Raw genomic sequence first — 11,973 nt, forward strand, 5'->3', positions numbered from 1 at the left:
GCCGGTCACCGGCCCCGGTGTTCCGCCCGCGTACTTCCCCTCCTTGTCCGCCCTCACCGCCCCGGAAGGCCTGCGCAGTCTCACGCAGGGAGGCCTGTCAGCGCTGGCGGGGGAGATCCGCGCGTTCTTGATCGGCACCGTGTGCGCGACGGGCGGGCACCTGGGGCCGAACCTCGGTGTGGTGGAGCTGTCCATAGCCCTGCACCGGGTCTTCGACTCACCCCGCGACACGGTGCTGTTCGACATCGGCCACCAGGGGTACGTCCATAAGCTCCTCACCGGCCGTGCCGAAGGTTTCGACCGGCTGCGCCAGGCGGGCGGCCCCTCCGGTTATCTCTCCCGGGCGGAGTCCGAGCATGACGTGATCGAGAACTCCCATGCCTCGACCGTCCTGTCGTATGCCGACGGCCTGGCCAAGGCCCGCCACCTCGCCGGTGAGAGAGACCGGGCGGTGGTCGCCGTGATCGGCGACGGGGCGCTCACCGGCGGCATGTGCTGGGAAGCCCTCAACAACCTCGGCGGAGCCCCCGGCCGGCCCGTCGTGATTGTCCTGAACGACAACACACGCTCCTACGCCCCTACCGTCGGCGCCCTCGCCGACCATCTTCAGCACCTGCGCGATAGCGGACCCGACAGCCTGGACTGGCTGCTCAAAGCCGAGAAGCGTACTCACGCAAGGACCACCGGCACCGGCCGGGGTGCCGGAAGCCACGGAGATCCGGACACCCGTGACGACCACGACGGGTCCGGCAGCGCACGGCTCGGCGCCGACGTGAAGGACGCCATGCTGCCGGGTCCGCTGCCAGTGGCCCGCAACCTCTTCCACCTCCTCGGTTTCGCCTACCTCGGCCCCGTCGACGGCCACCACCTGCCCTCCCTCGAAGAAGCCCTGACCATGGCCCGGGACCTCCACCGCCCGGTGGTGGTGCACGCGGTGACGGTCAAGGGCCGCGGTTACGCCCCGGCCGAGGCGGATACGGCGGACTGCATGCACGCCGTCGGCATCCTCGATCCCGCGACAGGCCGCCCCAGCACAGCGGGCAGGACTCCGTCGTGGACGAGTGTGTTCGCCGGTGAACTGTGTGAGCTGGGGGAGCGGCACCAGGAAATCGTTGCGATCACAGCGGCGATGCCGGGCCCGACCGGGCTGGCCCGGTTCGCCGAACGGTTCCCGCACCGGTTCTTCGATGTCGGCATCGCCGAGCAGCACGCGGTCACCTCCGCCGCCGGCCTGGCCCTGGGCGGCCTCCACCCCGTCGTCGCCATCTACGCCACGTTCCTGGGCCGGGCCTTCGACCAGGTCCTCATGGACGTCGCCCTGCACCGGCTGCCGGTCACTTTCGTCCTGGACCGGGCCGGGGTCACCGGCCCTGACGGGCCCTCCCACCACGGGATGTGGGACCTGACCCTCCTGGGCACGGTCCCCGGCATGCGGGTCGGCGTCCCCCGCGACGCCGCCCGCCTGCGCGAGCTCCTGGCCGAAGCCGTCACCCACACCACCGGCCCGACCGCGCTGCGTTTTCCCAAAGCCGTTGTCACCGGCGATATCCCGGCCCTGAAACGAGAGGGCCACCTTGATGTTCTGCACCGGTCCCGGACCCGGGACGTCCTGCTGGTCGCGGTCGGTCCATTGGCCGGGCCGGCGGTGGACGCCGCCCGCTACCTGGAAGGGCAAGGGATCGGTGTCACAGTGGCAGACCCCCGCTGGGTCCTGCCCGTCCCTCCCGAACTCGCCGAGCTCGCTGTCGCACACCGGCTGGTAGTGACGGTGGAGGACAACACCCGCGCCGGCGGCGTGGGTACCGCCGCAGCTCGCGCGATAGCCGATACGGGCTCCCGTACGCCGGTACGCGTCCTCGGCCTGCCGGGACGGTTCCTCGCACACGGCACCCGCACCGACATCCTGGCCGCCGCCGGGCTCACTGCCCAGGGGATCGCCTACTCCGTCCTGCGTGCCCGCGCCAACCGCCCCGACCTCGAAGGGGGGCAGTGATGTTCACCTGGCCCGCCTTCCTCCGCACCCCCACCCGCTCCACCCGGCCACCGGCTCACCGCCCCCCTGCACCCGCCGCTGTTACTGACGCAGTAAACACCACCACCCCACTGCACCCCGGGCCCTCCGGCCCCACGGGGGATGATGCACAGAGCACGTACGCATCCCTTACCGCTGCGCCTGGGTCCGTGATGTCGGAGCGGGTGCGGGGGCATGCGCGCCAGCACGGCGCTTCCCAGCCGGTGGCCTCCCGTGTCCTGGACGGGAACAGTGAGGTGCGGTCGGTCGTGGTCCTGGGGTCGACGGGCTCGGTCGGCTCCCAGGCAATCGACGTCATCACCACGCACCCGGACCGGTTCCGTGCCGTGGCCCTGGCCGCGGGGGGAACCCACCCTGGGCTGCTGGCCCGTCAGGCGCTGCGGACCGGCGCCCGGATGGTGGCCGTCGCCGACCCGTCCGCAGTCAGCAGCTTCACCGATGCTTTCACCACCCTGGCGTGGGCGGAAGGCACACCCCGCCTCCCCTTGCCGGTGGTCCTCCCGGGGGCCGAGGGGCTGCTGGCGACGGCAGGCTGGCCGTGCGACGTCGTGCTCAACGCGCTGCCCGGCGCAGCGGGCCTGCCGGCCACCCTCGCCGCACTGGAAGCCGGGAGCCTGGTGGCCCTGGCGAACAAGGAGTCCCTTGTCGCCGGGGGCCCGCTGATCGCCCGGGCGGCGGGGCCCGGGCAGATCGTGCCGGTGGACTCCGAGCACAGCGCCATCATGCAGTGCCTGCCGGGCTGGGCCTACGCCTGCCCCGTCCCCGGCATCCAGCGCCTCATCCTGACCTGCAGCGGCGGCCCCTTCCGCACCCACACCCGAGCACAGCTCGCCACGGTCACCCCGGCCCAGGCCCTGACACACCCGACCTGGAACATGGGCCCGCTCGTCACCGTCAACTCCGCCACCCTCGTCAACAAGGGCCTGGAACTCATCGAAGCCCATGTGCTGTTCGGCCTGGGCCATGACCGCATCACCGCCGTCATCCACCCCCAGTCCATGGTGCACTCGATGGCTGAGTACAGCGACGGCTCCACGCTCGCCCAGGCGGCGCCCCCCGACATGCGCCTGCCTATCGCGGCAGCCCTCGCCTGGCCGCAGCGCCCCCCACCCCGTGTGATCACACCGTGCGACTGGACGGGGTCTCACACCTGGACGTTCGAGCCGGTGGATACGGACCGGTTCCCCGCCATCGCCCTGGCCCGCCACGCAGGCCGCCTCGGTGGCACGGCCCCGGCCGCCTACAACGCCGCCAACGAGGAAGCCGTCACCGCCTTCCTCGCCGGCGCTATCCCTTTCCCCGCCATCACCCAAGCCATCGAGCACGTCCTCGGCCACCACATCCCCGTACCCGACGGTGACCTCACGCTCGAAGCCGTCAACGCGGCCGACGCCTGGGCACGCCACCACACCCGAGAACACCTCCATACCAACCCGGTCCCCGGCCACCGCCCTGCCCCGAGCCTTGAACACCGCACCAGGAAGGGGGCCTGAAGATGCCCGCCATCGACCTCGGCCTCCCCACCCCGCCCCCCACCGCTCCGGTGCGCCGTCGCACCCGGCGAATCCATGTCGGCGATGTCCCCGTCGGCGACGGCGCCCCGGTCTCCGTCCAGACCATGACCACCACCCTCACCGCCGACATCGACGCCACGCTCCGGCAGATCGCCGAAGTCACTGCCGCCGGATGCGACATCATCCGCGTCGCCGTCCCCACCCAGGATGACGCCGAGGCCCTGCCCCGCATCGCCGCCAGGTCGCCGATCCCGGTGATCGCCGACATCCACTTCCAGCCCCGCTACGTCTTCGCCGCGATCGACGCCGGCTGCGCGGCAGTGCGGGTGAACCCGGGCAACATCAAGAAACTCGACGACAAGGTGGGCGAGATCGCCCGGGCCGCCTTGGCGGCGGGGGTGCCGATCCGGATCGGGGTGAACGCCGGCTCGCTGGATCCGCGCCTGCTGGCCAAGCACGGCCAGGCCACTCCGGAAGCCCTGGTCGAGTCGGCGCTGTGGGAGTGCTCGCTGTTCGAGGAGCACGGTTTCACCGACATCAAGATCGCAGTCAAGCACCACGACCCCCTCGTCATGATCACCGCCAACCGGCTGCTGGCCGAACGCTGCGACTACCCGCTCCACCTGGGCGTCACCGAGGCCGGACCGGCCTTCCAGGGCTCCATCAAATCGGCGGTCGCCTTCGGCATCCTGCTCGCCGAAGGCATCGGCGACACCATCCGTGTCTCCCTCTCCGCGCCGCCCGTCGAGCAGGTCAAGGCGGGCTGCCACATCCTGCAGTCCCTAGGGTTGCGGCCGCGGAAGCTGGAGATCGTCTCGTGTCCCGGCTGCGGCCGCCTCCAGGTCGACATCCACCGCCTCGCCGCCCGGGTCGAAGCCGCCTTCGACGGCTTTCCTCACCCGCTGCGCATCGCGGTGATGGGCTGTGTGGTCAACGGACCCGGTGAATCCCGCGAAGCCGACCTCGGCGTCTCCTCCGGCAACGGCAAAGGGCAGATCTTCGTCAAGGGCAAGGTCGTGGCCACCGTGCCCGAAGCCCGGATCGTCGACCGGCTCATCGAGGAGGCGCTTCGCCTGGCCGAGGAAGATCCAGCACAGGCGGAGGGGGTGGAGCGACGATGACCACCACAGCCTCAACTGCCGCACCGGAACTGGACTTGGACGCCTTCCGCCATGCCGTCGATGCCTGCCTGGGCAGCTTCCTGGACCGCAAGGCACACACGACGGACGCCCACCGGCTGGCACCCGAAATCACCCAGACCCTGCGGGACTTCCTGTTCTCCGGCGGCAAACGCCTGCGTCCCCTGCTGTGTGTGTGCGGCGGGTACGCGCACACGGACCGCGGCGACACCGCATTGCTCGTCCAGGCCGCAGCTGCACTGGAGATGTTCCACGCCTTCTGCCTCATCCACGACGACCTCATGGACCGCTCCGACACCCGCCGTGGACAGCCTACGGTCCACCGCTCCCTCGCCGCCCACCACAGCGAGGACCGCAGCCGTGCCGCCGCCCAGCGTTTCGGCGCCAGTGCGGCGCTGCTGGTCGGTGATCTGGCGCTGGTCTGGTCCGATGAACTCCTCTTCACACGCATGCCTCCTGAGTCACTGCTTGCGGTGCGGCCGTATGTCGACGCGATGCGTACCGAGGTGATGTACGGCCAGTACCTCGACCTGGTCAGTACCCGGCAGCTCACCGGCGACGTCGAGGCTCCGATGCGGGCCATTCGCTACAAGACCGCCAAATACACCATTGAGCGCCCCCTGCACATCGGTGCCGCCCTCGCCGGCGCCGGCCCCGCTGTCCTTGAAGCCTGTACCGCGTTCGCCCTCCCGCTCGGCGAGGCGTTCCAACTCCGTGACGACCTCCTGGGAGTGTTCGGCACTCCCGAGCAGACCGGCAAGCCACACCTGGACGACCTGCGGGACGGCAAGCACACCGTACTGATCGCCCTGGCTTTCCAACGCGCGGACGCCCGCCAGGACAAGACCCTCCGCACACTGATCGGCATGCCGAACCTGGACGAGGACGGCGCCGCCTGTATCCGCGACATCCTCGACGGCACCGGTGCCCACGCCGAAATCGAGCACATGATCCACAGTCGGTACCAGCAGGCGCTGACCGCACTGGCCCGAGCCCCTTTCCCAGCCGCCACCACAGTGGCGCTCCGCCAGATCGCCGACGCAGCCACCGCGAGGACCGCATGAACACCCCCACCCCAGCCCGCCGCCAGACCCTGCTCGCCGCTCCCCACGACTGCCGCGCGGACGTGGGGAGCGCAACGACCGCAGCAGGAAGGCCCTGTCTGAACGCAATCCTCCGGGAGTTCGGAACATTCGCACGAGAGACAGTGGCACGGCCGCGCACTCGGCCGAAGTCTGACCTCATCAGCCGATCACTGAGGGAGGGCGTGGGCAGCTCGCACCTTACTCCGGATGAGGCAGTTTCCCGGATTTCCCCTGACTATCGCTGCTCACGAGCCAACAGCACAGACACTCACACTGATTGTCACTCCACAAGCCCAGGCGCCGGCCGACTTGTCAGCGATGGCCACGAGCAGAGCCTCGATTCCCGAACTAATCGAGGAGATCTTACGCAGCGTGGATGACGGTCGGCCTCCACCCCATGACGGCTGCCGAGAATCAGCCGGCCCGGATCCGCCTCCATCAGAACCGACAAGGAAGAAGTGAAGATCGTGCCCAGGTCCAGGAAAGATCGATCCCGCACCGGCCCGGCCGCCGGGTACACCACTGACGCCCCGCTTCCGTACCCCGACGGCTGGTTCTGCCTCGGCTTCAGCGACGAACTCGCCCCTGGCGAGGTCATGACCAGGCGCTTGGCGGGCGAGGACATCGTGGTCTACCGCACTGACAAGGGAACGATCCACGCCACCCGACCGTACTGCCCGCACCTGGGTGCCCACCTGGGGCTCGGACAGGTCCGCGGTGAGGACATCGCCTGCGCCTTCCACGGCTTCAGGTTCAACGGTGACGGCGTCTGCACACGCGGGTACGACAGCCGCACCGTCCCGCGCATGAGTATCCAGCCGGTGCCCGTATGCGAACGCAACGGCGCCATCCTCGTCTGGCGCCACCACGACAACCTGTCGCCGCAGTGGGATATCCCCGAACTACCCGGTCTCCACCCCCGCCCCTACCACCGCTACATCGACTGCATCGGACACCCTCAGGAGATCTTCGAGAACAGTGCCGACATCGGCCACGTGGCCGTGCTCCACCGCAGTACCATCACCTCCGTACGTCTGCTGGAGGACCCGAAAGACATGGGAGAAGCGTTTCACGTCCCCCTTCAGATCCGTGTACGGCTCCCCATGGTCAAAGCCCAGAAGACCTTCAGGTACGACGTCACCACCTACGGCCTCGGCTACTCGGTCACTCACATCACCGGCCCGATGGGCATGGATGTGCAGCTCCTCGGCCACCCCACTCCCCAGGAACCGTGGCAGACACGCATCTACGTCGGCCTCAGCATCCGCAGCCCGGCCCCCGCGTGGCTGCCCGACCGGATCAGCCGACCGCTCCTGCCGCCCCTGGCACGGCTCTTGTCCCGTGTGGCGATGTGGGTCATCTTCAGCCAGATCGTCGAGGGGAACACCGGCAGCGACATCCCGGTATGGGCCAGCAAGAAGTACCTCCCCCACCCCCGCCTCGCCCCAGGCGACGGACCGATCATGCGCTACCGGAACTGGTCGGCCAAGTTCCTGCCGGAATCACCCAGCTGCACCCTGGACAGGACCAGCCCCGGTTCTGAACGCGGCAATGATCCAGAAGGCTGAACAGCGGATCAGGGGGCGACTCCATCGGCTTGTCGGCGAGTACATGGGAAAGAGGGGAACGCATGACCACTCTGACTCCGAAGGACGCTTCTGGAGAGTTCGTCGGGATGGCCGAGAAACTGGTTTGCGAACTGAGCTGTGAGCCGTGGGGAAACCCCTCCCCCTCCGTGTACGAGACAGCCCGGCTGGTTACCCTGGCTCCCTGGCTGAACGGGCATACAGAACGGATCAACCATTTGCTGGAAAGCCGGAGAGCGGACGGAGGTTGGGGAGGGGCGGTACCAAAAGAGTTCGCGCTGGTCCCCACACTCAGTGCCGCTGAAGCCCTGCTGGCCACCCTTCGGCGGGCCCAGACCAAGGGCCTTCCGAGGCAGGTCGACCATGCACGTCTCACTCAGGTTACCGACCGGGCGTTGCGGCTGCTGTTCGCGTGGCTGGGCAGCCCATGCGGCCTGGATCCCCCGGACACCCACGCCATCGAACTGGTCGTCCCCTACCTGGTCACTGCGATCAACCAGCACTTGGACGACCTGCGGGGTACACCACTGGCGGGGATAGGGGCGGGCCATGCCCGGCTGAGACCGCCTGACGGTCTCGGCCCGCAACTGCTGGATCTGCTGCGATCCCGTCTGGCCGCCGGCGAGTCGGTGCCGGACAAGGCGCTCTACTCCCTGGAGGCGTCCGGCACTTACGCCCACCAGGCACGCGGGATCCGTCCCGTGCCGCCGGGGACCGTCGGCGCCTCACCAGCAGCCACTGCGGCCTGGCTGGGCAAGGACAAGCCCAAGGACCCGCACAACGCGGCCGTGAGATATCTGAACACCGTCGCCATACGTTACGAGGGCCTCGCCCCGGCGCCGATCCCGATCGCACAGTTCGAACGCGTGGCGGTGCTCGGCTTCCTGGCCCGTGCGGGTCTGCGGCCCACCGTCTCCGCGGAGTTGCTGTCCAGCATCGAGATCGCTATCGGCCCCACCGGCACCGCAGGCGGCGCCGGCCTGCCCGTGGACGGCGATACCACCGCCATCGCCCTGGTCACTCTGGCCGAGCTCGGCATCCGTCATGACCCGGCATGTCTGTTCACCTATGAGATGGACGACCACTTCTGCACCTGGCCCGGAGAACGTACCCCCGCACCCAGCGCCAACGCCCACCAACTCGAAGCACTCGGCCAGTACTTGGCCCACGGTCATCCAAACGACACCACCCGCTACCGCCGCGCGGCCAAGAAGATCTCGGACTGGGTATGCGGCCAACAGCGCGAGAAGGGGAACTGGGACGACAAATGGCACGCCTCCCCCTACTATCCCACCGTTTGCTGCGCACTGGCCCTGGACCGCTACGGCACCGGCAACGCGGCGACGGCAGTGCACAAGGCAGTCGACTGGGTGCTGGCCACCCAGCGGAGTGAGGGTTCCTGGGGCCGATGGCAAGGAACCATCGAGGAAACCGCCTACGCCATGCTCACACTGTCGCTGACCCGCCACCGCATCGACAAGCAGGTGCAAAGCGCTGTCGCACGCGGAAGCCGCTACCTGCGGCAAGCGCTGCACAAGCCCGATAACGCCCCACTGTGGACAGGCAAAGACCTCTACTCCCACCAGGCTCTCGCTATGGCCCCGGCTGTGGCCGCCCTCCACCTGGCACAGTCACAGCCGGCGGCTCCGCAAGCCAACCAGTTGTCTGCCTGGCAGTGACAGGCGACTCCGAAGAAAACACACCAAGGAGACGGCACTTGAACAGCACCGACTACACGCCGTTGCCACTGCCCGAGGTGTACTGCCCGTTCCCCGAGGATTTCACCACCGGCCCGCACCCTCATGGCAAGGCGGCTGAGCGCGCAATCTTCGATGTCTTCAACAGCACCGGCGATCCCTTTCTGTGTGATCTCGCCGCCCGTGGACCGGCGCTTCCGCTGGCAACCCACGGCGCCAGCCTGTTCCTGGGAACCTCCCCTCCCGCGCTGCGCGCCGGACTCATGCATCTGTCCTTCCTCGACACCATCGATGACTGGGCCGAAGGACTCTACGAGCGCGGCGACGCCGAGAGCTTCACCAGCGCCCGTGAAACACTGCTGGCTTTTCTCGGCAGGGCGCGTCAGATCCTGCAGGGAGCTCCCCTTACGGCCGCCGACTCTCCCATGACCAAATTCTGCTACCACTGGCTCCAGGCGTTCATCGACCTCGACCCCCAGTGGGACAGAAGGCGGATGAACTCATTCATGTGGAGGTACCTCCAGTCCCAACTGTGGGATCTGGACCTCGCGAGGCTAAAATCCGCTCCGCCTCTCGAGGTGTTCATTCCCTATCGAATCGACTCCTCCGCACTGGAATCCATCAACGAAATGCTGCTGCCCCTCTACGGCCTCCAGGTGCCGTCACCAGTCCTGGAACATCCAGCCGTAAGGCGACTCCGGCAAGCCACCGCCTGTTGGTGCGCCTGGCTCAACGACGTGTTCGGTGCGAACGTTGAACTCCAGGCGAACGTGGTTTCCGTGGGACTGGTGATGGTCCTGCAACGTGAGCTGGGCTGCGGCTGGCACACAGCCCAAGACGCGGCGGTCGACCTGATGCACAAAGAAATGACCACCTACCTGGACGTCAAGAAACGCCTGCCGCAGTTGGGCGTAATCGTCGATGATCACCTCGCCCGGTATATGCACCAACTCGAAACCATGATGGCGAACTATCTGGTGCTCCACACCATCGACCCCCACATCAACGGCATCACACACGAGACATGACCGCGAAGAGGCACTCTGCGAGGATCCGTCCAGCCGCTCAGGGCTTGATCAAGTTCCGTAGACGTACGGATCGTTGGTGATGCGCACACAGACACCTCAACCGACGTGAACTCACCCGCACCACCTGACGAGACGGCCGACAGGACCAGCCACCGGGAGCCCAAGTGAAGAACCCCAGTCAGATCCCCACAGCGGCCGGCGGGCTGCCGCTGCTGGGCCACCTCGTGCCGCTGCTCCGCGACCCCTTCGGGTCCCTCACCCGCCTGCCCGAGCGAGGAGACCTCGTACGGGTCCACCTCGGCCCGGTACAGGCGCTCGTGCTCTGCGACTTGGACCTCGCCGGCCATGTCCTGCGCGACGGCCGGACCTTCGACAAGGGCGGACCGGTCTTCGACCGGGGCCGGGAGTTCGGCGGCAACGGTCTGGGTATCTGTGCGCACAGTGAGCACCGCCGTCAGCGGCGTCTGCTCCAGCCCGCCTTCCACCCCATGCGGCTCCCCGGCTATGCCCAGGTCGCCACCGCCCGGGTCGCCGAGGTCACGGGATCCTGGAAGGACGGCCAGATCCTCGATGTGCTCGCCGTCATGGAGGGGCTCTCGGCGCAGATCACGATGGACACCCTGTTCTCGACCACGGCGGCACCTGATGATCTCGCTGACGCCCTCGACGCCCTCAACACCATTGTCCGTGGCCTGTCCGTACGGTTGCTGATGCCGCCTCTGCTGGACCGGCTGCCCACCCGTGGCAACCGCCGCTTCCACGAGGCGCGGGCCCGCCTGCGCCGCGTCCTCCACCACATCATCACCGAACGCCGGGCCGCCGGAACCGACCACGGTGATCTGCTGTCGATGCTCCTGACGGCTCGCGACCCCGACTTCGGGCCCGCCGAAGAGCGCCTGATCGATTCCGAGATCATCGACCAGATCGTCAACTTCTTCGCCGGAGGGTCGGAGACGTCCGGATCCGTCCTGGCATGGGCGCTGCACCATCTGGGACAGCACCCCGAGATCGAGACACGGCTGCACGCCGAGGTCGACAGCGTTCTCGACGGCCGCCCGGCCACTCATGCCGACCTGCCCCGCCTGGAGCTGACCGGCCGCGTCCTGACCGAGACCTTGCGCCTGTGGCCTCCCTTCGCGATTTTCACCCGCACGTGCACAGCCGACACCCGCCTGGGCCGATACCTGGTCCCCGCCGGGACTCACATCGGCTGCAGCCCCTATCTCCTCCATCGCCAGGCCGACCTGTATCCCGACCCCGACCGCTTCGACCCCGACCGATGGGCACCCGGCCACCCCCATCCACCCCGGCGCGAAGCGTTCCTCGCCTTCGGCGACGGGCCCCGCAAGTGCATCGGGGACCGGTTCGGCACCAACGCCAACACGCTCGCCCTGGCCACCATCGCCGCCCGCTGGCACCTGCAGCCCCTTCCCGACCAGCGCGTCCGCCCCGTCTTCAGCGGCCCCATGCTGAAGCCCCGCGGGCTCCGGATGCGCGCAATCGCCCGAACAACGACCAGCATGGGAAGCCGGGTGAACAGGGAACAGCGGCAGTGACGGGCCCGCGCCTCGCCGCTTCCGCGGAAGCGCGACCAGTCCCATCGAGGGTTAAGAGGTCGTTTTCTCCCGGTGTTTTATCCCGGAATCTGTGGTTGATATGCCTTTGTGGGGTCGCGCCAGGAGATGGTGGCTTCGCCGGTGAGGCGGCGGGCCATGAGGTCGGTCATGGCGAGGTGGATCATGGCTTCGGAACGGGCGGGCAGGGTCTCGTAGTCGCGGGCCCGGCGGCGGTGGAGCATAAGAGCTCGTAACAGGATCATGGTTTGCGGTTGTTGAGGCGTCTCCAGCAGATGAGGCCGCAGGCCAGGGAGACGAGGGCGTCGTGGAGTTCGA

At 68.2% G+C, this 11,973-nt stretch carries 8 protein-coding genes and 1 pseudogene; 8 read left to right on the forward strand and 1 reads right to left on the reverse strand.

Annotation, left to right across the window (positions count from 1 at the left end):
• Positions 1–43 precede the first annotated feature (43 nt).
• The 8 genes from dxs to ACFY1P_RS07400 all read left to right on the forward strand — a co-directional run bounded on the left by dxs (position 44) and on the right by ACFY1P_RS07400 (position 11,637).
• The gene (dxs, locus tag ACFY1P_RS07365) at positions 44–1,993 is read left to right on the forward strand and encodes a 1-deoxy-D-xylulose-5-phosphate synthase (RefSeq protein WP_390750010.1); all 1,950 of its coding nucleotides are present in this window, start codon (positions 44–46) and stop codon (positions 1,991–1,993) included.
• Between the two features lie 242 nt (positions 1,994–2,235).
• Positions 2,236–3,525: a 1-deoxy-D-xylulose-5-phosphate reductoisomerase gene (dxr, locus tag ACFY1P_RS07370; protein WP_390750011.1), complete on the forward strand. Its 1,290-nt coding sequence runs from the start codon at positions 2,236–2,238 to the stop codon at positions 3,523–3,525.
• A 2-nt stretch (positions 3,526–3,527) separates the two neighbouring features.
• Positions 3,528–4,667 carry a flavodoxin-dependent (E)-4-hydroxy-3-methylbut-2-enyl-diphosphate synthase gene (ispG, locus tag ACFY1P_RS07375; protein ID WP_390750012.1) on the forward strand — a complete coding sequence of 380 codons (1,140 nt, stop codon included), beginning with the start codon at positions 3,528–3,530 and terminating at the stop codon, positions 4,665–4,667.
• Positions 4,664–5,749 carry a polyprenyl synthetase family protein gene (locus ACFY1P_RS07380; protein ID WP_390750013.1) on the forward strand — a complete coding sequence of 362 codons (1,086 nt, stop codon included), beginning with the start codon at positions 4,664–4,666 and terminating at the stop codon, positions 5,747–5,749. Before ispG ends, ACFY1P_RS07380 begins: the two co-directional genes overlap by 4 nt.
• 488 nt (positions 5,750–6,237) lie before the next feature.
• Complete coding sequence (locus ACFY1P_RS07385) at positions 6,238–7,338, forward strand: Rieske 2Fe-2S domain-containing protein (RefSeq protein ID WP_390750014.1); 1,101 nt, start codon at positions 6,238–6,240, stop codon at positions 7,336–7,338.
• A gap of 62 nt (positions 7,339–7,400) precedes the next feature.
• Positions 7,401–9,035 (forward strand): prenyltransferase, encoded by a 1,635-nt coding sequence (locus ACFY1P_RS07390; protein WP_390750015.1) that lies wholly within the window; start codon positions 7,401–7,403, stop codon positions 9,033–9,035.
• 38 nt (positions 9,036–9,073) lie between these two features.
• Positions 9,074–10,081 (forward strand): terpene synthase family protein, encoded by a 1,008-nt coding sequence (locus tag ACFY1P_RS07395; protein ID WP_390750016.1) that lies wholly within the window; start codon positions 9,074–9,076, stop codon positions 10,079–10,081.
• A gap of 164 nt (positions 10,082–10,245) precedes the next feature.
• Entirely contained in the window at positions 10,246–11,637 is a 1,392-nt protein-coding gene (locus ACFY1P_RS07400; protein WP_390750017.1) for a cytochrome P450, read from the forward strand.
• Between the two features lie 77 nt (positions 11,638–11,714).
• On the opposite strand, the pseudogene ACFY1P_RS07405 reads toward ACFY1P_RS07400, so the two are convergent.
• Positions 11,715–11,973 (reverse strand): annotated as a pseudogene (locus ACFY1P_RS07405) (IS5/IS1182 family transposase); the annotation flags it as partial.

The organism is Streptomyces sp. NPDC001407, assembly GCF_042895325.1.
Classification (GTDB): Bacteria; Actinomycetota; Actinomycetes; order Streptomycetales; family Streptomycetaceae; genus Streptomyces.